We start from the raw sequence: 20782 nt of genomic DNA, 5'->3' as shown, positions 1-20782 counted from the left end.
ATTTCGGTCCGGGCCGCCTCCGTCTGTCGTCAGGGCCGTGCTGTCGCGGAAGCGTCCTCGTCGGCACCGAAAAGGGCTTCGGGGCCGGCGGCGAGGGTGGCGAGGTAGAGCTCGGCGACGGTGTCGGCGAACCCGCCGGGCAGGACGTCGGTCCGTACGGTCACCCGGAGACGGCCGGTCGGGTGGTGGAAGGCCTCGACCGCCAGCGGTGTGCCCTGGTCCTGGGCGAGGCGGTCCTCGGCGAGCTCGACCGAGCAGCCGGGGAGCGCGAGGGCCGCGCGCTCGAAGTCCTGGAGGAGGTAGAGCGGCAGGGCGATCAGGTTGTGTACGTCGGGCCGGGCCTTGCCGAGTTCGCCGATGGTCTCGGTGAAGGGGAGGTCCTGGTTGGCGAGGGCCTGGTTGATGGTGGGGGTGGGGTTCTGGTGGGGGGCGGTGCGCAGCACGACGGGGTTGATCCGGCTGGTGACGGCCCGGTCGAGGAGGCGCTGTCCGCGCTTGGCGACGGGCGCGATGATGCCGATGTCGGTCTGGCCGGTGAGGCGGTGGAGGACGTGGGTGTAGACGGCGACGTGGTAGGCGAAGGGGGTGTGGCGGTGGGTGTGGGCGTGGGTGTTCCAGGTGTCGAGGTGGGTTCGGGGGATGAGGTGTTCGGTGCCGTGGGTGGGGCCGGTGGGAGCGAGCGGGGTGGCGGGAGTGCCGGGGAGCCGGAGCTTGGGGAGGGTCCGTAGTCGGTCGCGCCAGTAGGTCCTCTGCGGGGTGAGGTCGGGGGTGTGGGCGGCCTGTTCGAGGTGGATCTCGTGGAGGGTGGGGGCGGGGTCCCGCCAGACGGGCGGGGTGTCGTCGAGGCGTGCCCGGTAGGCGGTGTTGAGGTCGTTGACGAGGACGGTCTCCGACCATCCGTCGAAGGCGATGTGGTGGATGGCGAGGCCGAGGAGGTGGGTGTCGCGGTCGGTTCGGGTGAGGGTGGCGCGCCAGTTGTGGCCGGTGGCGGGGTCGAGGGGCTGCCGGAGGTGGTGGTCGGTGGCGCTGAGGGCGTCGTGGGGGCCGGTGGTCGGGGGGAGGTGCCGGATGTCGGGGGCGGTGGGGTGCTCCGGGACGGTGGCGGTGGGCGGGTCGGTGGGGCGGTAGTGGGCGTGGAGGGTCTGATGGCGGTGGTGGAGGTCGGTGAGGGCTCGGGTGAGGGCGGTGGTGTCCAGGGGACCGGTGATCCACCAGGTGAGGAGGCAGGTGGTGGTGGGGGTGGCGTGGGCGAAGTTGGCCTGGCCGGTGGTGAGGGGGATGCCGGTGGAGGGCGCGCCGGTCGGGGGTTCTTCCCGGGGGAGGCCGGCGCTCTGGGTGGCGAGCCAGTGGTGCAGGCCGGCGGGGGTGGGGGTGCGGTAGATCTGGGACACGGGGACGGGGTGGTCGAGGGTCCGGGTGAGGCGGCTGGCGAGTCGTGCCGCGTCGAGGCTGTTCCCGCCGAGGGCGAAGAAGTCGGCGTCGGCGTCCTGGGCTGCGGTGGGGGTGAGTTGGGCGAAGGCGTGGGTGATGTGGTCGAGGGCGGTGCGGGGGGCGTTCGCCGGGTTCTCGGTGGTGTGCTCCGTCGTGGTGTTCCGAGGACTGGGGTTGTGGGTGGCGAGGGCCTTGTGGTCGATCTTTCCGTTGCGAGTGAGGGGGAGGGTGGGGAGGTGTCGGATGTGGCGGGGGACGAGGTAGCCGGGGAGCTTCTGGGTGAGGACGGCCTTGACGGTGTCAGGGGTGACGGGGTGGTCGGGGTCGGTGACGTAGTAGAGGGCGAGGTCGGTGGGCTGGCCCTGGGAGTTGGTGATGGGGGTGACGGCGGTGCGATGGATGCCGGGGATCCGGTTGGTGGTCTGTTCGACCTCGCCGGGTTCGATGCGGTGGCCGCGGATCTTGACCTGACGGTCGTTGCGGCCGGCGTAGTGGAGGGTGTGGTCGGGGCTCCGGTGGCCGAGGTCGCCGGTGCGGTACACGCGGGTGGGGCGGCCGTCGAGGGTGAGGGTGGTGAACTTCTCCTCGGTGAGGTCGGGGTTGTCGAGGTATCCGTGGGCAAGGCCGTGGCCGGCCAGACAGATCTCGCCGGTGGTGCCGAGGGGGACGGGCCGGTCGCCGTCGAGGATGTGGACGGCGCTGTTGGTGAGCGGTGTGCCGATCGGGATGCCGGTCGGGTTGTCGAGGTCCGCTGGGGTGATCCGGTGCGCTGAGACCAGGGCGGTCGACTCCACCGGCCCGTAGCCGTTGGACAGTTCGATCTCCGGGAACCGGTCGAGCAGCCGGCGGATGTGTTCGACCGAGACGGTCTCGCTCCCGGTGAGCACCCAGCGCAGTCCCTCGAAGGCGTCGATGTCCTCGTCCACCACGACGTTGAAGACGGCGGTCGGCAGCACCGCCATGTTGACGCCGTGCTCCTTGACCAGCATGCGCAGCAGCTGCGGCTGCATGATGTCGTCGGTGAGCACCGAGGTGCCGCCGCAGAGCAGCGGGCCCCACAGGTCGAGGATCGGCCCGTCCCACTGGAACGGGAACAGCTGCGGGATCACCGCGGTGCTGTCGTACGGGGCGAAGGTGCAGTGGTCGAAGAGGCGGGCGGTGCCGTGGTGGGGGAGGACGACGCCCTTGGGTGTGCCGGTGGAGCCGGAGGTGAAGCAGACGGCGGCGGGTGCGTGGCCCGGGGTGGCAGGCGCGGTGTGGGTGTGCAGGGCGCCCTGGGGCGGTCCGGGTGCCCACGTGGGGACGGGCCAGGCGTGGGTGTCGTCGGGGGTGGTGAGATGGAGCGGTGCGTCGAGGCGGGTGAGCAGGTCGGCGCGGCGCTGGTGGGGCCACTTGGGGTCGAAGGCGGCGTAGGCGGCGCCGCGCTTGAGAATGGCCAGGAGCAGGGCGACGGTGGTCGGGGTGCGCGGCAGGCCGAGGCCGACGTGGTGGCCGGGGCCGATGCCGCGGGCTTCCAGCTCGTGGGCGAAGTGGTCGGAGAGCCGGTCGAGTTGGGCGTAGGTGAGACGCTCGTCGGCGTGGATCAGGGCGGTGCGGTCGGGGTGGTGGTGCACGCTCCACGCGAACAGTCCGTGGATGGTGTCGGCGCGCTGGTACGGCTCGATCATGTCAGGTGCCTTCTCGGTGAGTGGTCCGGTGCGGGGTCAGACCTGGGTGCGCGAACGCCGGTGGGCGAGCGCGAGTAGGACCGTGCCGAGCGCCAGGTAGCCGCTGAGGGCCAGGAGCTGGACGGTTCCCGGGGTCTCGCCGAGCTGGGTCTGGTGGGCCAGCTGGCCGAGGTGGTAGGTGGGCGTCAGCTTGGCCGGGACCTGCAGCCAGCCGGGGAAGGTGTCGACCGGCCAGAGCAGCCCGCCGAGGATGTTGAAGCCCCAGACGCCGACGAGCACCGGTAGGGCGACGGTTTTCTCGGTCAGCACGAGGCCGCAGGCGCAGCCGAGCAGGCAGTAGACGGTCGAGCCGGCCCAGAGCGCGAGCACGGTGCCGGCCAGGTGCCCCGCGCTGATGCTGATGTCGCCCAGTCGGCTGCCGGCGAGCAGGACGCCGGTGGCCGAGAGTAGGCAGAGCGGGACGACGGTGAGCAGCCGCATGGCGAGGTAGCCGCGGCCGCGGGACGGGCCGGCGGCCAGCTGGCGGTACCAGCCGCTGCTGCGGTCCTTGGCGATGGCGGTGGCGGTCCCGGACAGACCGGCGTAGACCACGCCCACGGCAGCCATTGAAACCAGTACGTAGGTCTTGGAGTCGAGGCCGTCGGGCGGCTGCCGGACCAGTTCGTCGGCGATCAGGAGGCAGGTGGCGATCGGCGAGATCAGGACGGAGATCAGCATGGTCGGGTCGCGGAGCAGCCGTAGGAGCTCCAGCCGGTACAGCAGCGTCATCAGGCGGTCTCCTCGGAGTCGGTGGGCAGCAGTGGGGCGAGCGCCTCGGCCAGGCCCGGGTCGGCGATCCGCAGCCGGGTGAGCTGGAGGCCGGCGGCGTGCACGGCGGCCACGGTGGCGTCGGAGTCCGTGCTGAGCAGCCGGAACCCCTGCTCGGCAGCGCTGGTGGCGGCGGCCACGCCGGGGAGTTCGCGCAGCTTGGCGAGTTCGGCGTCCGGGGAGTCGAAGGTGATGAGCCGACCCTCGACCCGGGTGGCGAGTTCGGCGGGGGTGGAGTCGACGCGGACGGTGTCCGGGCTGAGCAGCAGGACCCGGTCGGCGATCCGTTCGGCCTCGGTCGGGTCGTCCACGGCGAGCAGGACGGTGTGGCCGTCGGCGTGGTAGGCGCGGACGACGCCCCAGAACGCGGCCGCGTCGTCGGGGTGGAGTCCGTCGGTCGGATGGTCGAGGATCAGCAGCTCGGGCCGGTGAGTGAGGGCGACGGCGAGCCGGACCAGGGCCCGGCCGCCCGCCGGGAGCCCCTCGGTCCGTACGCCCGACAGCTCGCCGATGCCGCACAGTGCGGCCAGGTCGGACTGGTCGAGGGGGCGCGGACCGAGCCGTCGGGCCACCGCCAGCACCCGGGCGACGGTGTGGCCCGCGGGCAGTCCGCTGCCGGCTGGCAGTCCGGTGGCCGTCGCGGTGCGGACGGCCTCGGCGGGCGGCAGGCCGAGGACACTCAGGCCGGCCGCCGGGCGCAGTCCCAGTAGCCGGTCGAACAGCGCGGTGACGTCGGCGCGTGAGCCGAAGAAGGCCACGGCGGTGCCGGGTTCGACGGTGAGGGTCCAGGGCGGGCCGGTGAGCCGCACCGCGGCGGGGGTGTTCGGTGCCGCCTCCCGCGACACCTGGGCGCAGCGGCCGGGGGACGGTGACAGGGGCATGGTGCGCTCCCAGGGGTCGGGCGGGTCCGGTCCCGTCCGAGCCGGTGTGGACCGGCGGCCCGGGCCGGGCCGGAACCCTCGGGTCAGGATGCGGTCGGACGATCAGCCAGAAGGGCGGTGAGCGTGTCGAGTTCGGGCCGGTCGAGCTCCAGGTCGCCGGCGTCGGCGTTCTGCCGCAGGTGCTCGTCGCTGCGACTGCCGGGGATCGGGACGAGGTGTGGGTCCTGGGCGAGCAGCCAGGCCAGGGCGAGGGTGGCGAGCGGGACGCCGTGGCGCTGCGCGATCCGGCGGGCCGGGTCGAGCCGGGCGTGGTCGCGGGCCAGGCTGCCGGTGGCGAAGCGCTCCTGGCGGCGGCGGTAGTCGGCCGGTCCGAGCTGATCGGCGGAGGAGAGCGTGCCGGCCAGGAAGCCGCGGCCGAGCGGGCTGTGCGCGACCAGGCCGACGCCCAGCTCGCGGGTGGTGGGCAGGACGTCGTCCTCGAGGCCGCGCGACCAGAGAGAGTACTCGCTCTCCAGCGCGGTCACCGGATGAACGGCGTGGGCGCGGCGGAGCAGGTCGGCTGGGACCTCGGAGAGCCCGATGTGCCGGACCTTTCCGGCCTCGACCAGGGCGGCCAGCCCGCCGATGGTCTCCTCGATCGGGACGGCGGGGTCGGGCCGGGCCAGGTAGTAGAGGTCGATGCGGTCGGTGCCGAGCCGGGCGAGCGAGGCGTCGCAGGCGCGGCGCAGGAAGTCGGGGCTGCCGTCGAAGGCGGTGGGACGGGAGCCGTCGGTGAAGACCGCGCCGCCACGGGTGGCGATCACCGCTTCGTCCCGGCGGCCGGCGACGGCGCGGCTGACCAGGCGCTCGATCTCGCCGCCGCCGTAGAAGTCGGCGGTGTCGAGCAGGGTGATGCCGAGGTCCAGGGCGGTACGGACGGCGCGGACCGCCTCGTCGGCGCCCACCGCTCCGTATCCACCGGTCAGGCCGAGCGTCCCCAGGCCGACCGCGCCGGTGGTCAAGCCCTGACCGGTGCCCAAGGTCCGCTTCCTCAACGCCGTTCCCCCCATTCGGTTCGTACAGTCGGCCGGAACGCTAGGTGCGCCGCCTAGAGATCGGCTGGATCCCGCGAGGAAGCGGGCTGGGGGATTCGGTGCAGGAGTGTTCGACCGCTACTCCAGCGGCTGTGTAGAGCTGGTGGTCAGGGTCGTGGGGAGAAAGGTCGGGGCCGGTCCTCCGGGGACGGAAGCCTCGAGCCCCGCCGCACCCGAGACGGAGGATCCTCGTGACGGAGAAGAGCGAGCCCCTGGTGGCCGAGTACAGCATCGTGGTGAGCGCGCCGGCCCAGCGGGCCTTCGCGCTCATCGAGGACGCGGTCCGCTGGCCGCAGTACTTCACCCCGGTCGTGCACACCGAGCGGACCCAGGAGTCCGCGGACCGCGACGAGCTGAGGATCTGGGGTCTGCAGGGCGAGAACGCGGTCCGGGTCTGGACCGCCCGGCGCGTCTTCGACCGGGCCGGCCTGCGCATCTCGTTCACCAACGAGCCGGCTGTGGCCCCGCTGGCGGCCAGCGGTGGCGTCTGGTTGTTCACCGACGAGGGGGACGGCACCAGCCGGGTGACCGTGCGGCACGAGTTCGCCATGCTGCCGGACGCGGACGTGCCGGCCGAGCGGGTTGCCGAGGAGCTCGGTAAGCACCTGGGCAAGCAGCTGGAGGAGCTGAAGCTCGCCGCCGAACTGGGCGATGAACTCGACCACCTGGTGGTCGACTTCGAGGACCCGTTGTTCATCGGCGGGGCGGTGGAGGACTCCTGGACGATCCTCTACGAGGCCGACAAGTGGCCCGAGCGGCTGGCGCACGTGCACAAGCTGACGATGACCGAGGATGTCCCGAACATCCAGTTCTTCGACATGGACACCACGACGCCGGACGGTCGCGGCCACTTCACCCGCTCGGTCCGGGTCTGCCTGCCGCACGGCAGGATCGTCTACAAGCAGATCACTCCGCCGCCGCTGCTGACCGCGCACACCGGTCACTGGGCCTGGGCGGAGACGCCGGAGGGCCACCTGCTGAGCTCCCGCCACACCGTGACCATCAACCCGGCCAAGCTCGCGCTGCTCGGTGAGGGCACCACGGTCGAGGACGCCCGCAAGTACCTGCGCCGCGTGCTCAGCACCAACAGCATGACCAACCTGCGGCTGGCCAAGACCTACGCCGAGGAGCGCGCCAGTGTCTGAGCCGGTCGGACGCGGGACCGTCCCGCGGGCGTTCGGCACGCGTCCGGAGCCGGTCGTCCTCGACCGGCTCCCCCGCCGGGCGGCCGCGAACTGGCCGGACCGCACCGCCCTGGTCTGCGGTAAAAGGAGCCTGACGTTTCGTCAGCTCGATGTGGAGGTGGACCGGTTTGCCCGGGCCGTCGCCGCCGCGCTGCCCGGCGCCGGGGCGGTGGTCGGTGCCACCACGGTGCTCAGCCCGGAGTTCGCGGCGCTGTACTACGGCATTGCCCGGGCCGGCCAGGTGATCGTCAGCGTCAACCCGTACCTGCCCGCACCCGGCCTGCGGCACGTGCTGGTGGCGTCCCGGACCCGGCTGCTGTTCGCGCCGTCCGCACTGCTCGGCCGGCTGGCCGAGATCCGCGGCCGACTGCCGGACCTGGAGAGGGTGGTGGTGCTGGACGGGCCCGGCGACGGGGCCGGCGCCGAGACCCTGGCCGAGTTCCTCGCCCGGGGCGAAGGGGCCGGCGACCCGGCGCCCGCGACCGGGGTCGAGGGCCCCGGCGGCCTGCACTTCACCAGCGGCACCACGGGCGCGCCCAAGGCCGTGGTGCTGTCGCACCGCAACCTGACCGTGAACGCCGCCCAGATCGCGCACGCCCACCGGATCGACCACACCTCCGTGGTGGCCAACCACCTGCCGCTGTACCACCTGATGCACCTCAACTCGGCGGTGCACGCGGGCGCCACCCAGGTGCTCTGCCCCGGCGAGGACCCGGTCGAGGCCTTTGTCGCCGCCGAACGGCACGGTGCCGTACGGCTGTTCAGCCTTCCGATGCGGCTGGCCCGGCTGGCCGCCGACCCGCGGTTGCCGAAGCTGGGCGCCGGGGCGCTGGAGGCGATCCTGTCCGGCGGCAGCGCGCTGCCGCAGGCGGCCGCCGAGGCGCTGTCGGACCACTTCGGCATCCCGGTGCTCCAGGGCTACGGCCTGGCGGAGACCTCGCCGGTGACCCACACCGGCGTCATCGACGACCCGCGGCCGGGCTCGGTGGGCCCGGTGGTGGCCGACACCGAGTGTCGGATCGTCGATGTGGACACCCGGGTGGCCCTCGGCCCCGGCGAGCGTGGTGAGGTGCAGGTGCGCGGCCCGCAGGTGATGACGGGCTACCTGGACCCGGCGCTGCCCACCGGTGTCGACGCCGACGGCTGGTTCTCCACCGGCGACATCGGCACGGTCGACGAGGACGGCTTCCTGTACCTGGTGGACCGGCTCAAGGACGTGTTCAAGCACGACAACTGGCTGGTCTCGCCCGCCCAGATCGAGGAGGTGCTGGCCCGCCACCCCGCGGTCGCGGACTGCGCGGTGGTCGACCGGCCGGACGGCCTCGGCAACGGTGTGGCCCACGCCTTCGTGGTGATCCGCCCGGGCGGTGCGCCCGATGTGCTCGACCGGATCACCGCCTTCGTCAACAGCCGGGTCGCCTACTACGAGCGGATCCGGCACATCACCGCGCTGGACACTGTGCCCCGCTCGCCGAACGGCAAGATCCTGCGCGCCGAGCTGCGGGCCCGCTCGGCGGCCGGTGCCGCCTGACCACCCCAGACCCGAGAAGAGGAACCATGATCACTCTGATCAACCAGCTGACCGTGACCGGCAGCGAGGAGGAGTTCCGGAGCATCTCCGCCGAGCTCAACGCCTTCATGTCGCAGCAGCCCGGCTACCGCAGCCACACCCTGCTGCGCTCGGTGCGCGAGGCCGGCTCGTACGCCGAGATCGCGCAGTGGGACGACGCCGCGTCGCACCAGGCGGCCGTGCGCACTGAGGACTTCCAGGCGCTGATCAAGCGGCTGGCGCAGGTCATCGCCAAGCCGGCGCCCGGCCTCTACGAGACCGTCACCGCGCACCACGCCTGACCGGATCCGGCCCCAACACAGGAGGATCGATGAGGAATCAGCCGCAGGTGCTCGTCGTCGGGGCCGGACCGGTCGGCCTGACGGCCGCGCACGAGCTGGCCCGGCACGGCCTCGCCGTACGGCTGGTGGACGCGGCCGCCGGGCCGGCGACCACCAGCCGGGCGATCGCCACCCACCCCCGCACGCTGGAGACCTACCAGCAGATGGGCGTGGTGGACGAGATGCTCGACCTCGGTCGGCGGATCGAGGGCTTCACCATGTTCAAGGGCGGGCGGCGGCTGGTGCGGCTGGACGCCGACTACAGCCGCAACCCGACCGCCTACCCGTTCACCCTGAGCATCGACCAGGTCCGCACCGAACAGATGCTGCGGTCCGCCGTCGAACGGCTCGGGGTCAAGGTCGAGTGGGGCGTCCGGCTGGAGGAACTGCGCCAGGACGCCGACGGGGTCGAGGTCGTCCTCGCACACGCCGGCGGCGAGCGGGAGACCGTCCGCACCTCGTGGCTGGTGGGCTGCGACGGCGGCCACTCCACCGTCCGCAAGTCGCTCGGACTGCGGCTGGTCGGCGACTCCAACGACACCTGGCTGCTCGCCGACGCCAGGGTCACGGTGGACCTGCCGGCCGACAGCATCTACTGGATGCACGCTGGGGCCGGCACCCTGATGCTGGTCCCGCTGCCCGGCGACCGCTGGCGGATGCTGGACACCGCCGAGACCGCGTACGACGGCGACGGCGTCGTGATCGCCGCCCGCTTCGCCCGGAAGCTGTCGGCCGCGCTCGGCCGGCCGGTGCGGGTGGACGAGCCCGAGTGGGTCTCCGTTTTCACCGCGCAGCAGCGGATGGTCGAGCGGATGCGGGTCGGCCGGGTGCTGCTCGCCGGCGACGCCGCGCACGTGCACAGCCCGGCCTCCGGGCAGGGCCTGAACACCGGCGTCCAGGAGGCGTACAACCTCGCCTGGAAGCTGGCGATGGTGATCGAGGGCCACAGCAGGGAGGCCCTGCTGGACAGCTACGACGCCGAGCGGCTGCCGATCGGCGCCGAACTGCTGAGGTCCACCCGCAACGCGACCCGGCTGGTGGCGCTGCGCGCTGCCCTGGCCGGGGTGTTCCTGCCGGTGTTCTTCTCGGTGGTGCGGACCGTCACGCCGCTGCGCAGGAAGATCCAGCACAAGGTGCTCAGCGCCATGTCCGGCCTCGCGCTGGGCTACCCCGAGTCGCCGCTGACCACCGCCGACGCTGCCGGGGCCGAGCCGGCCGGCCCGCGGCCCGGGTTCCGGATCACCTCGGTGCTGGCGGCCGCGGAGCCGGGGGAATCCCTGGCCGCGATGGTCGAGGAGTTGCGCGACACCCGGTGGACCCTGCTGCACGTCCCGGCCGACGGCGACGCCGGCTTCGGTCGGGAGGCGCAGGCACGGTACGGCGCGTGGCTGTCGGTACGGACGGTCGGCGGCGGCGAGGACGGCGTCGCCCCGCTGCCCGACCCGAGCGGGCGGCTGCGCCGGGCCCTGGCCGCGCGGCCGGGCTCCTGGCTGCTGGTCCGGCCGGACGGGTACCTGGCCGCCCGGGGCGGCCGGAGCGATCAGCGGGAACTGGACCGGGCGCTCGACGGCGCGCACCTGGTCGGCCGCGGAGGACGGCAGGCGCCGGGTGGCGCGGCGGAGGCAGAGGAGAGGAAGGCATGAACACGCAGGTAGTCGTCACCGGGATCGGAGTGGTCGCGCCCGGCGGCACGGGGACCAAGGCGTTCTGGGAGATGATCACGGCGGGCCGCACCGCGACCCGGGGGATCTCGCTCTTCGACCCCGAGGGGTTCCGGTCCCGGATCGCCGCCGAGTGCGACTTCGACCCGGCGGCGAGCGGACTCGGGCCGCAGGAGGTCCGTCGGCTCGACCGCGCCGCGCAGTTCGCCCTGGTGGCGGGCGCGGAGGCGGTCGCCGACTCCGGGCTGGACCTCGACCGGACGGACCCGAGCCGGATCGGCGTGATGCTGGGCAGCGCGGTGGGTTGCAGCACCAGCCTGGAGCGCGAGTACGTCGTCACCAGCAACCGCGGGGCGAACTGGTTGGTGGACCACCACTACACCGTGCCGCACCTGTACGACCAGTTCATCCCCAGCTCGATGGCGGGCGAACTGGCCTGGTCGGTCGGCGCGGAGGGCCCGGTGAGCATGGTCTCCACCGGCTGCACCTCGGGCATCGACGCGATCGGGCACGCCGCCCAGCTGATCCGCGAGGGCGTGGTGGACGTGATGGTCGCGGGGGCGACCGACGCGCCGATCACCCCGATCACGGTCGCCTGCTTCGATGCGATCCGGGCGACCTCGCCGCGCAACGACGACCCGGAGCACGCCTCCCGTCCGTTCGACAACACCCGCAACGGCTTCGTCCTCGGCGAGGGCAGCGCGGTGCTGGTGCTCGAGAGCGCGGAGCGTGCCCGGCGCCGCGGCGCCCGCCTGTACGCCGAACTCGGCGGCTACGCCACACGCAGCAACGCCTACCACATGACCGGTCTCCACCCGGAGGGGCGCGAGATGGCCACGGCCATCGACGAGGCCCTCGCCCAGGCCCGGCTGGACCCGACCGCGGTCGACTACGTCAACGCGCACGGCTCCGGCACCCGGCAGAACGACCGGCACGAGACCGCCGCCTTCAAGCGCAGCCTCGGTGACCACGCGTACCGCACGCCGGTGAGCTCGATCAAGTCGATGGTCGGCCACTCGCTGGGGGCGATCGGTTCGATCGAGATCGCCGCCTGCGCGCTGGCGATCGAACACTCGGTGGTGCCGCCGACGGCCAACCTGCACGAGCGCGACCCCGAGTGCGACCTGGACTACGTGCCGCTGGCCGCCCGGGACGCCCGGCTGGACGCGGTGCTGACCGTGGGCAGCGGGTTCGGCGGCTTCCAGAGCGCCATGGTGCTGCGCCGGCCGACAGGGGTGGCGGCATGACCGTGCGCACCGTGGTCACCGGGCTGGGCGTGCTGGCGCCGAACGGCGTCGGCCTGGAGGAGTACTGGTCGGCGGTCCTGCTCGGCCGCAGCGGCCTCGGCCGGGTGGAACGCTTCGACCCGTCCGGCTACCCGGCCCAAGTGGCGGGCGAGATCAAGGGGTTCGAGGCCGCCGAGCACCTGCCGGCCAAGCTGCTGCCGCAGACCGACCGGGTCACCCAGCTGTCGCTGACCGCCGCCGAGTGGGCGATCGCCGACGCCGGCGTCGACCCGGCCGGACTCCCGGACTACGGGGCCGGCGTGGTGACGGCCAGCAGCTCGGGCGGCTTCGAGTTCGGCCAGCGGGAGCTGGAGGCGCTCTGGGCCCGCGGGCCCAAGCACGTCAGCGCCTACCAGTCCTTCGCCTGGTTCTGCGCGGTGAACACCGGTCAGATCTCCATCCGGCACGGCCTGCGCGGCCCGAGCGGAGCGGTGGTCTCCGACCAGGCCGGCGGCCTGGACGCGGTGGCCGGGGCCCGCCGGGCGGTCCGCCAGGGCACCGGGCTGATGGTCACCGGCGGCGTGGACAGCTCGCTGTGCCCGTGGGCCTGGATCGCTCACCTGGCCGGCGGCGGGCTCACCACCCGACGGGACCCGCAGCGCGCCTACCTGCCGTTCGACCGCGAGGCCGACGGCTACGTCCCCGGCGAGGGCGGAGCGATCCTCGTGGTCGAGGACGCCGAGCACGCCGCGGCCCGCGGCACGACCCGGGTGTACGGCGAGGTCGCCGGGTATGCCTCGGGCTTCGACCCGCGGCCCGGCTCCGGCCGGCCGCCCGCCCTGCGCCGGGTGATCGAGGCCGCGCTCGCGGACGCCGGGCTCGCGGCCGGGGACGTCGACGTGGTCTTCGCCGACGCCGCCGGCCTGCCGGAGGCGGACGCGGCCGAGGCGGCGGCGCTCACCGAGGTCTTCGGGGCACACGGCGTCCCGGTGACCGCGCCGAAGACCATGACCGGACGGCTGTACGCGGGCGGTGCCCCGCTGGACCTCGCCGCGGCCCTGCTGACCATCCGGGACGGCGTCATCCCGCCCACCGTCCACGTGGAGCACCCCGTCGACGAGTACGGGCTCGACCTCGTGCTGGGCGAGCCGCGGGCCGTCGAGGTCCGCACCGCGTTGGTGCTGTCCCGCGGCAGGGGCGGTCACACCTCCGCGATGTGCCTGACCGCGGCCTGAAGCCACTCACCCGACCGATACGGCAGCCCGGCCCACCGGCCGGGCGGAGAGCAAGGAGCACCATGACCGAGATCACCGTCGACGACCTGCGCCGGATCATGCGCGAGGGCGTCGGGGAGCGAGAGGGCCTCTTCGACGGCGACATCCTCGACCGCGGCTTCGCCGAGCTGGACATCGACTCGCTGGCGCTGCTGGAGACCGCCACCCGGATCGAGCGCGAGTTCGACGTCAGCCTGCCGGACAGCCTCGTCACCGAGGCCGCGACGGTCGGCGGGCTGCTGGCGATGGTCAACGAGGCGCTGGCGGCCCAGGTCGGCTGACAGCCGCTCGCCACGGATCCTCGAGCCGGTTTCGAGGCGGCGCTGACAGCCTCCTGTCCAGCCGGGGAGCACCGGCCCGCGCGGTGACGTCCCCGCGCATCAGCGACATCACGATGCATCGGTCACAGCACGGCGCATCCGGTGACACCCCCGTGCGCCCGGGACACCCACCCAGCGACACCCCGTGCGGTGACACCCGCGCGCGACCAGGAGAGGCGAGCACAGTGCAGAGCGAATCGAGCGCGGGCCGACTCGACGGCCGGGTGGCGCTGGTCACCGGCGCCACCCGGGGCCTCGGCCTGGCCATCGCCCGCCGGCTGGCGGCGGCCGGGGCCACGGTCCACCTCAACTACGCGCACAGCGAGCAGGACGCGGCGGCGGCCGAGGCCGAGCTGGCCGGGCTGCCCGGCCGGGTCGTCCCGGCCCGGGCGGACGTGACCGACCGGGCCGAGCTGGCCGCCCTGCTGAACCGGATCGGGGAGCAGGACGGGCGGCTGGACATCCTCGTCCACAACGTCTCGTCGCTGCACCCGATGACCCCCGGCGAGCCCGACCCGGTGGGCGTGCACGCGGACCTGGCGACCGCGCTGGACCCGTTGCTCCACACCGCCGGAGCCGTGGCCGGGCTGATGCCCGCGGGCGGCCGGATCATCGCGGTCTCCAGCATCGGGGCCCGCGCGGTGGTCCCCCGCTACCTGGCCGGCGGCGTCGCCAAGGCGGCGCTGGAGAGCCTGGTGCGGTACCTGGCGGTCGGGTTCGCCGCCCGGGACGTCGCAGTCAACGCGGTGTCCACCGCCAAGCTCGCCAAGGGCGGCGAACCCACCCCGCAGGAGCAGCAGATGGCCCGGCGCTCGCCGTCCGGCCGGCTCACCGTGCCGGACGACGTGGCCGGGGTGGTGGAACTGCTCTGCGGCCCGGCGGCCGGCTGGATCCGGGGCCAGACGATCACGGTGGACGGCGGGCAGGGCCTGCTCGCGCCATGAAGCCCGCGACGGGCGGGAACCTTTGACGGAGGACTGAGACGGGTGAACGGGATCGATACGGACGTCTGCGTGGTGGGCGGCGGTCCGGCGGGGCTGGCGCTGGCCCTGCTGCTGCTCCGCTCCGGCGCGCGGGTGGCCGTGGTGGAGCGTGCCAAGTCCTTGGAGCGCGAGTACCGCGGCGAGATCCTGCAACCGGGCGGCCTGGCGGTGCTCGAGGCGCTGGGAGTGCTCGACGCGATCCGCCGGCGCGGCGGCTGCGAGCTGACCGGCTTCCAACTGTGCGATCGGAAGCGGGTGTTGATGGACATCGACTACACCCGCCTGCCCGCCCCGCACAACCGGCTGCTGAGCCTGCCGCAACACCATCTGCTGGCCGAACTGCTCGCCGCCTGTGAGGAGTTCGACACCTTCCGGAACCTGGCCGGGCACCCCCTGCGGGAGCTGGTCCAGGGCCGCGGCGGCGCCGTGACCGGCGTGGTGGCCGCGGCCCCCGACGGGCCGGTCCAGGTGGACGCCCGGCTCGTGGTCGCCGCTGACGGCCGCTACTCCAAGGCGCGCCGGCTCGCCCGGATCGACGCCGGCCGGCTGGACGTCTTCAAGCAGGACGTGCTCTGGTTCAAGCTGAACGCCCCGGGCGGGGCCACCGGCAAGGTGCGGATCTTCCGCACCGGCGGCAGCGCCGTGATCGTCCACGACTCCCATCCGGACCGCCTCCAGATCGGCTGGAGCCTGCCGCACGGCAGCTACAACGAGCTGGCCCGGGAGGGCCTGCCGGCGGTGCGGGCGCGGCTGTGCGCAGCGCTGCCCGAGCAGGCCGCGCTGATCGAGGAGCAGCTCGACTCCACCAAGCAGCTGACGCTGCTGGACGTCTTCGCCGGTTCGGCCGAGCGCTGGGCCGCGGACGGGCTGCTGCTGATCGGCGACGCCGCTCACACCCTGGGCCCGCTCGGCGCCCAGGGCATCAACCTGGCCCTGCAGGACGCGGTGCTCGCGCACCCCGTGGTGCTGCGGGCCCTGGACGGTGGCGACGTCGGCGCCGAGGCCCTGTCCGCCTTCGAACGAGCTCGGCGGCCCGACATCGAGCGCGTCCTGAAGATGCAGAAGATGCAGGCCAAGGGCATGTTCGCCGAGCCCAACCCGGTGGCCGACCTGATCCGCCCGGCGGTGGCCGGACTGATCGGCCGGTCCCCGATCGGTGCCCGGATCACCCGCCGGATCGCCTTCGGCAATCCGGACATCCGGGTCCGCACCGATCTCTTCGCGGCGGCCTGACTCCGGGCCGCGGCACCACGACCGCGTCACTTCGCACGATCGACCCATTCTGACCATTCGGGAGTACCCAGTATGAAGATCATCGACATCTCGGTGGCCGTCGACGCCCAGGCCTGGGAGCCGGACCCGGTGACCCACGAGATCATGACCCCGGCCGAGGGCGCCGCGCACATGGCCGAGGAGATGAAGGAGTTCGGCCTGGAGATCTCGCCCGCCGACCTGCCGAACGGCGAGCTCCTCTCCATCGACACCCTGAAGCTGACCTCGCACACCGGCACCCACGTGGACGCCCCCTCGCACTACGGTTCCTCCGTCACGTACGGGGACGGTGTCCCGCGCACCATCGACCAGCTCCCGCTGGACTGGTTCCACCGCCCCGGCTTCGTGCTCGACCTCACCCGGGTCGAGGAGCAGGTCGCCGACGCGGAGTACGTGAAGGCCGAGCTGGACCGCATCGGCTATACCCCGCAGCCGATGGACATCGCCCTGCTGCGCACCCGCGCCTCCGAGTGGATCGGCACCCCGATGTACTTCTCGGAGTTCGTAGGCCTGGACCGCTCCGCCACCGAGCTGCTGCTCGACTACGGCGTCAAGGTGATCGGCACCGACGCGTTCAGCGTGGACGCGCCGTTCGGTGACATGATCACCCGCTACCACCAGACCCAGGACCGGGACGTGCTGTGGCCGGCCCACTTCCTCGGCCGCGAGCGCGAGTACTGCCACATCGAGCGCCTGGCCAACCTGGAGTCCCTGCCGAAGCCGTTCGGCTTCACCGTGGTCTGCTTCCCGTTCAAGGTGGCCGGCGCCGGCGCCGGTTGGACCCGCGCCGTCGCCGTCTTCGGGGACGAGGACTGATCATGGGACAGCTCTTCACCGCACCGGCCGGACTCGTCGAACTGCGGGCCGGGATCGAACAGTTCTACGCCCGGCACTTCCATCTGCTGGACGAGGGCAAGGCGGCTGAGTGGGCCGGGGACTTCACCGAGGACGGCGCCTTCTTCCCGCCGAACGCCCCCGAGCCGCTGCGCGGCCGGGCGGCGCTGGTGGCCGGCGTCGAGCGGGCGCACGCCGAGTACCGGGGGAAGGGTGAGCAGCGCCGGCACTGGCACGGCATGGTTGCGGTGTACCCGCGGGAGGACGGCACCGTCCTCGTGCGGTGCTACGCGCAGATCATCGTCACCCCGCGCGGGGGCCAGGCCCGGCTGCACCTCAGCTGCGTCTGCGAGGACGTGTTCGTCGTCGAGGACGGCGCGCTGCTGATCCGCGAGCGCCGGGTCTCCCGCGACGACCTGGACTGACGGGGCGTCAACCACCCGGAATGGCCCGCCGAAAGGCCCCGGACCACCGCTGGAGCGGGAGTCCGGGGCCTTCGCGCTGCTTCCGCCCGAGCGGCGGACGGGTCAGACGGCGGCCGCCGCCAGCAGCTCGCGCGCCAGCTCGGCCGGGCTCGGGCGGTCGGCGATCTCGGCGCTCAGCGCGGCGGCGGCCGCGCGGTGGCCGGGGGCGTCCAGCAGGGACTCGACCGCGGCCCGGATGGCCGCCTCGTCGGCGGTCCTGCCGTCCAGCGCCAGCGCGGCGCCGCTCCGCGCCATCCGGCGCGCGTTGACCGACTGCTCCACGGTGAACGGCAGCGCCAGCTGCGGGACGCCGACGGCGGCCGCGGTCATGCCCCCGCCCGCGCCGCCGTGGTGCACCACCGCGTCGCACGTCGGCAGCAGCAGACCGAGCGGGGCGTAGCCGAGCACCCGGACGTTGCCGGGCAGCACCGCCCGCTCCTCGTCGGTCAGCGCCGCCGGGTCGCAGGCCAGCAGCACCTCGGCGTCCAGCCCGCCGAGCGCGGCGGCGATCCTCGGCACGAGGAAGGAGCGCGGGCCCAGCAGCCCGGCCAGCGAGTTGCCCCAGATCACGCAGATCCGCGGCCGGCGACCGCGGCCGCCCAGGCCGGCGGCGGCCGCGGCGCCCGGGCCGTTGTACGGGACGTAGCGGACCGGCAGCCGCTCGCCCGTGAAGGGCGCGGCGATCGACGGCGGGCAGGGGTCGATGATCCGCCCGACCAGCTCGGGGCCCATCGGGCCGACGCCGTGCCGCGCGAAGCTCTCGGTGTGGTCCTGCGGGACGAGCGTGGCGCCCGGCTCGTCCTCCGCCGGGCCGACCGGCCCCCACAGGTGGCACAGCGCCGGCCGGCCCAGCACCTGGGCGGCCAGCACGCCTTCGAGGCTCATCAGGTCGTGCAGTACGAAGTCCGGCCGCCACTGCCGGGCGAACTCGACGGTGTCGTCGAGGCTCCGGCGGATCGCGGTGAGGTTGCGCTGCTGGTTCTCCCGCTTGTAGCGGGGCCAGTCGAAGTCCGAGAGCTTCTCCAGCACCCGGCCGGTGACCGGGTGCAGCGGCATGCCGAGGGAACGGTCGGCCCCCTCGCCGAGGGCGGCGAAGTAGTGGAAGATCCGGCCCCGGACGAGCATGTCGGGGCCGTCCAGGAGGGGCACCGGGACGAGGCCGGCCCGGCTGACCGAGCCCGCCTCCTCGGGGCTGCACACCACCCGGACCTCGTGGCCGGCGGACTGCAGGGCCCAGGCCATCGGAACCATCGGGAAGTAGTGCGCCGGGTAGTCGGAGACGGCGAACAGGATGCGCACGGTCGGGTACTCCAGTCGGTTATCGCAGGGACACCCGGTCGGCGGCCAACTCGGCCAGCACCGGGACCAGCTCGTCGGGGGTGGGACGCTCGCTGTGGGCCGCGCCGAGCGCGGCGGCACGCTGCCGGTAGGACGGCGCGCCGAGCAGTTCGTCGACGGCGCCGGTGATCGCCCCGGCGTCCGCCGCGCTGCCGCGCAGCGCCACGCCCGCGCCGGAGGCGGCGATGCGCTCGGCGATCAGCGCCTGCTCCTGCCCGAACGGCAGTGCCAGCTGCGGCACCCCGGCCGCCAGGGCGGTCATCGCGCAGCCCGCGCCGCCGTGGTGGATCACCGCGGCGCTGCCCGGCAGTAGTCGACTGAGCCGGTGCCCGCGCAGCACCCGGACGTCGTCGGGCACCCGGCCGAGCAGTGCGGCGTCCTCGTCGGACAGCGCCGCGACCACGTCGAGCCCGAGCCCGGACAGCGCCCGCAGGATCCGCGGGACGACGAAGGATCCGCGGCCGAAGATCCGGGTCAGTGAGTTGCTCCACACCACGCAGACCCGGGGCCGGCCGTTCGGTGCGGGCGGCGGGCCGTCCGGCCGGGCGCCCTCGTACGGGACGTAGCGGACGGCGAGCCGTTCGGCGCGGGTGCGCGGGGCGACCTGCGGCGGGCACGGGTCCACCACGTACCGCAGCAGGTCGGCCTCGGCGGGGATGCCGAGCCGCTCGCGGGCCGGGGCCGGCAGGTCGGGCGAGAGCGCCTCGAGGCCGTGCGAGGTCTCGTCGGTGCCGGTGGGGCCCCAGAGGTGGCAGACCGCGGGGGCCTGCGCCAGATGGGCGGCGAGCAGGCCCTCCGGGGAGAGCAGGTCGTGCAGCACGAGGTCGGGGCGCTCGGCTCGGGCGAAGCCGGCCACCGCCTGGGCGCGGGTGCGGCCCCGATCGGCCTCGGCGGCCGCGTGCACCGGGGCGTGGGCGGGCCAGTCGAAGCCGTCCAGGTCGTCGAGTTCGGCGCCGGTGAGCGGGTGGAGCAGCGGCAGGCCCGGGTGGTGGACCCGGCCGGCCAGCGCGTCGAGGTAGACGCCGAGCCGGGCCTGGACCACGGTGTCGACGTCGGTGCCGCAGCCCACGGCGGGCAGGCCCAGCGCCTCCACCTGGCGGGCGTGCCCCTCGCCGCACAGCACGGTGACCCGGTGGCCGGCCCGCCGGAGGGCCAGGGCCAGCGGGATCATCGGGTAGTAGTGCCCGGCGTAGTCCGAGACGGTGAGGGCGACCTTCATCGGGCCGCGCCCTCGGGGCCGGCGGCGATCCGCTCCAGGGTCTCCACCAAGTCGGCCGGGCTGGGCCGGTCGAGGTTCTGGTCGCGCAGCTTCTCGGCGCCACGGCGGTGCGACGGGTCCTCCAGCAGCGCCCGCACGCTGCGGCGCAGTTCCTCGGCGTCGGTCCGCGGGCCGGACAGCAGGCGGCCGCCGCCCGCGGCCTCGATCCGTTCGCCGTTGGCCCGGTACTCGGCCCCGAAGGCCACCACGAGCTGGGGCAGGCCGTGTGCGGTGGCGGTGAGCAGCCCGCCGGCGCCGCCGCTGTGCACCAGCAGGTCGGCGGTCGCCATCAGCAGGTGGAGCGGGCAGTGCTCGACCACGGTGACGTTCGACGGCAGCGGGCCGGTCTTGGCGAGGCCGGCGGCGTTCATGGTGAGCACCACGTCGACGTCGAGCCCGGCGAGCGCGTCGAGGATCATCGGGACGGCGAAGGAGCGGGCGCCGTACAGGTGCGGCAGGGTGTTGCTCCACATCACCACCACGCGCGGCCGCTCGGCGGGCCGGGCCATCCACGGGTCCATCCCGCCGGGGCCGTTGTACGGCACGTAGCGCAGCGGCAGCCGCTCCGCGGCGGTCGGCGGGGCGAGGTCGGCGGGGCAGATGTCGATCACCCGGTCGATCAGCGCGCGCCCGGTCGCGGTGATGCCGTGCCGCTCGAACTCACGGCTGTAGTGCTGCGGGACGAAGTCCAGCCCCCAACCGGTCTCCTCGGTGCCGATCGGGCCGGTCAGGTGGCAGAGCGCGGGCACGCCCAGCACCCGGGCGGGCACCACGCCGTCCAAGTGCAGCAGGTCGTGCAGGACCAGGTCGGGGCGCCAATCCCGGGCGAAGTCGACCATCGCGTTGATCCGGCGCCCGGCCTTGCCGGCCTCGGGGCCGCGGATCGAGCGGATGAAGGCGTCGACGTCGAACTCGTCCGGATGCCCGAGTTCGGCGCCGGTCTCCGGGTGGACCAGAGGCAGTTCGAGCTCGGCCGGCGCGGTGCCGGCCCGGACGGCCTGGTGCAGGCCGAGGCGGGCCCACATCAGCATGTTGACGTCCTCCAGGACCGGGACCGGGGAGAGGCCCGCTCCCTCGACGTGACTCTGCTGGGCGGTGCCGCAGACCACCCGGACCTCGTGGCCGGCCGCTTGCAGCGCCCAGCCCAGCGGGACCATCGGAAAGTAGTGCGGCAGGTAGTCGGAGACGGCGAACATCACACGCATGCGCTTGGGGCTCC

At 73.8% G+C, this 20782-nt stretch carries 18 protein-coding genes; 11 read left to right on the top strand and 7 right to left on the bottom strand.

Translation table 11 applies throughout. The annotated features are described in order from the left end of the window. Window positions 1–29 precede the first annotated feature (29 nt). The 4 genes from ACFVWU_RS13230 to ACFVWU_RS13215 form a co-directional block, all read right to left on the bottom strand. A complete protein-coding gene (locus ACFVWU_RS13230; RefSeq protein WP_387619135.1) occupies window positions 30–3098 on the bottom strand; it encodes an amino acid adenylation domain-containing protein in 3069 nt (1022 codons plus the stop codon). A gap of 36 nt (window positions 3099–3134) precedes the next feature. Continuing rightward, window positions 3135–3866 (bottom strand): ABC transporter permease, encoded by a 732-nt coding sequence (locus ACFVWU_RS13225; protein ID WP_387619132.1) that lies wholly within the window; start codon window positions 3864–3866, stop codon window positions 3135–3137. After that, window positions 3866–4786, bottom strand: a complete 921-nt coding sequence (locus tag ACFVWU_RS13220) for a hypothetical protein (RefSeq protein WP_387619129.1) — start codon at window positions 4784–4786, stop codon at window positions 3866–3868. The genes ACFVWU_RS13225 and ACFVWU_RS13220 overlap by 1 nt, the downstream gene beginning before the upstream one ends. 83 nt (window positions 4787–4869) lie before the next feature. Continuing rightward, window positions 4870–5805 carry an aldo/keto reductase gene (locus ACFVWU_RS13215; protein WP_387619126.1) on the bottom strand — a complete coding sequence of 312 codons (936 nt, stop codon included), beginning with the start codon at window positions 5803–5805 and terminating at the stop codon, window positions 4870–4872. A 245-nt stretch (window positions 5806–6050) separates the two neighbouring features. Here ACFVWU_RS13215 and ACFVWU_RS13210 point away from each other — a divergent pair, with 245 nt between their 5' ends. The 11 genes from ACFVWU_RS13210 (at window position 6051) to ACFVWU_RS13160 (ending at window position 16928) form a co-directional block, all read left to right on the top strand. After that, complete coding sequence (locus ACFVWU_RS13210; RefSeq protein ID WP_387619123.1) at window positions 6051–7004, top strand: aromatase/cyclase; 954 nt, start codon at window positions 6051–6053, stop codon at window positions 7002–7004. After that, entirely contained in the window at window positions 6997–8574 is a 1578-nt protein-coding gene (locus ACFVWU_RS13205; protein ID WP_387619120.1) for a class I adenylate-forming enzyme family protein, read from the top strand. The genes ACFVWU_RS13210 and ACFVWU_RS13205 overlap by 8 nt, the downstream gene beginning before the upstream one ends. Before the next feature lie 26 nt (window positions 8575–8600). Then, window positions 8601–8894 (top strand): antibiotic biosynthesis monooxygenase family protein, encoded by a 294-nt coding sequence (locus ACFVWU_RS13200; RefSeq protein WP_387619117.1) that lies wholly within the window; start codon window positions 8601–8603, stop codon window positions 8892–8894. A gap of 29 nt (window positions 8895–8923) precedes the next feature. After that, window positions 8924–10576 (top strand): FAD-dependent oxidoreductase, encoded by a 1653-nt coding sequence (locus tag ACFVWU_RS13195; RefSeq protein WP_387619114.1) that lies wholly within the window; start codon window positions 8924–8926, stop codon window positions 10574–10576. Beyond that, complete coding sequence (locus ACFVWU_RS13190) at window positions 10573–11841, top strand: beta-ketoacyl-[acyl-carrier-protein] synthase family protein (RefSeq protein WP_387619111.1); 1269 nt, start codon at window positions 10573–10575, stop codon at window positions 11839–11841. The genes ACFVWU_RS13195 and ACFVWU_RS13190 overlap by 4 nt, the downstream gene beginning before the upstream one ends. After that, a complete protein-coding gene (locus ACFVWU_RS13185; RefSeq protein WP_387619108.1) occupies window positions 11838–13055 on the top strand; it encodes a ketosynthase chain-length factor in 1218 nt (405 codons plus the stop codon). The genes ACFVWU_RS13190 and ACFVWU_RS13185 overlap by 4 nt, the downstream gene beginning before the upstream one ends. A gap of 62 nt (window positions 13056–13117) precedes the next feature. Further along, on the top strand, window positions 13118–13375 hold the full coding sequence (locus ACFVWU_RS13180; RefSeq protein WP_387619105.1) for an acyl carrier protein: 258 nt from the start codon (window positions 13118–13120) through the stop codon (window positions 13373–13375). Between the two features lie 224 nt (window positions 13376–13599). Beyond that, a complete protein-coding gene (locus ACFVWU_RS13175; RefSeq protein WP_387619102.1) occupies window positions 13600–14358 on the top strand; it encodes an SDR family oxidoreductase in 759 nt (252 codons plus the stop codon). Window positions 14359–14400: 42 nt separating this feature from the next. Further along, complete coding sequence (locus ACFVWU_RS13170) at window positions 14401–15630, top strand: FAD-dependent monooxygenase (RefSeq protein ID WP_387619099.1); 1230 nt, start codon at window positions 14401–14403, stop codon at window positions 15628–15630. Between the two features lie 72 nt (window positions 15631–15702). Continuing rightward, a complete protein-coding gene (locus ACFVWU_RS13165; protein WP_387619096.1) occupies window positions 15703–16485 on the top strand; it encodes a cyclase family protein in 783 nt (260 codons plus the stop codon). 2 nt (window positions 16486–16487) lie between these two features. Next, the gene (locus ACFVWU_RS13160) at window positions 16488–16928 is read left to right on the top strand and encodes a nuclear transport factor 2 family protein (protein ID WP_387619093.1); all 441 of its coding nucleotides are present in this window, start codon (window positions 16488–16490) and stop codon (window positions 16926–16928) included. Window positions 16929–17030: 102 nt separating this feature from the next. Here ACFVWU_RS13160 and ACFVWU_RS13155 read toward each other — a convergent pair whose 3' ends face one another. The 3 genes from ACFVWU_RS13155 to ACFVWU_RS13145 are packed head-to-tail and all read right to left on the bottom strand — an operon-like array spanning window position 17031 to window position 20768. Then, the gene (locus tag ACFVWU_RS13155; protein ID WP_387619090.1) at window positions 17031–18266 is read right to left on the bottom strand and encodes a nucleotide disphospho-sugar-binding domain-containing protein; all 1236 of its coding nucleotides are present in this window, start codon (window positions 18264–18266) and stop codon (window positions 17031–17033) included. A 19-nt stretch (window positions 18267–18285) separates the two neighbouring features. Next, complete coding sequence (locus ACFVWU_RS13150) at window positions 18286–19524, bottom strand: glycosyltransferase (protein ID WP_387619087.1); 1239 nt, start codon at window positions 19522–19524, stop codon at window positions 18286–18288. Further along, window positions 19521–20768: a nucleotide disphospho-sugar-binding domain-containing protein gene (locus tag ACFVWU_RS13145; RefSeq protein ID WP_387619085.1), complete on the bottom strand. Its 1248-nt coding sequence runs from the start codon at window positions 20766–20768 to the stop codon at window positions 19521–19523. Before ACFVWU_RS13145 ends, ACFVWU_RS13150 begins: the two co-directional genes overlap by 4 nt. Window positions 20769–20782: the final 14 nt, after the last annotated feature.

It is taken from the genome of Kitasatospora sp. NPDC058190 (assembly GCF_042883685.1).
GTDB lineage: Bacteria > Actinomycetota > Actinomycetes > Streptomycetales > Streptomycetaceae > Kitasatospora.
Note: the sequence above shows the minus strand (reverse complement) of the source record. Positions and strands in the feature narration are given on the sequence as shown.

Coding starts and splice junctions, on each gene's coding strand:
- ACFVWU_RS13160 (WP_387619093.1), top strand. CDS start 16,488: ATGGGACAGCTCTTCACCGCACCGGCCGGACTCGTCGAACTGCGGGCC.
- ACFVWU_RS13150 (WP_387619087.1), bottom strand. CDS start 19,524: ATGAAGGTCGCCCTCACCGTCTCGGACTACGCCGGGCACTACTACCCG.
- ACFVWU_RS13190 (WP_387619111.1), top strand. CDS start 10,573: ATGAACACGCAGGTAGTCGTCACCGGGATCGGAGTGGTCGCGCCCGGC.
- ACFVWU_RS13145 (WP_387619085.1), bottom strand. CDS start 20,768: ATGCGTGTGATGTTCGCCGTCTCCGACTACCTGCCGCACTACTTTCCG.
- ACFVWU_RS13220 (WP_387619129.1), bottom strand. CDS start 4,786: ATGCCCCTGTCACCGTCCCCCGGCCGCTGCGCCCAGGTGTCGCGGGAG.
- ACFVWU_RS13200 (WP_387619117.1), top strand. CDS start 8,601: ATGATCACTCTGATCAACCAGCTGACCGTGACCGGCAGCGAGGAGGAG.
- ACFVWU_RS13225 (WP_387619132.1), bottom strand. CDS start 3,866: ATGACGCTGCTGTACCGGCTGGAGCTCCTACGGCTGCTCCGCGACCCG.
- ACFVWU_RS13195 (WP_387619114.1), top strand. CDS start 8,924: ATGAGGAATCAGCCGCAGGTGCTCGTCGTCGGGGCCGGACCGGTCGGC.
- ACFVWU_RS13230 (WP_387619135.1), bottom strand. CDS start 3,098: ATGATCGAGCCGTACCAGCGCGCCGACACCATCCACGGACTGTTCGCG.
- ACFVWU_RS13185 (WP_387619108.1), top strand. CDS start 11,838: ATGACCGTGCGCACCGTGGTCACCGGGCTGGGCGTGCTGGCGCCGAAC.
- ACFVWU_RS13180 (WP_387619105.1), top strand. CDS start 13,118: ATGACCGAGATCACCGTCGACGACCTGCGCCGGATCATGCGCGAGGGC.
- ACFVWU_RS13165 (WP_387619096.1), top strand. CDS start 15,703: ATGAAGATCATCGACATCTCGGTGGCCGTCGACGCCCAGGCCTGGGAG.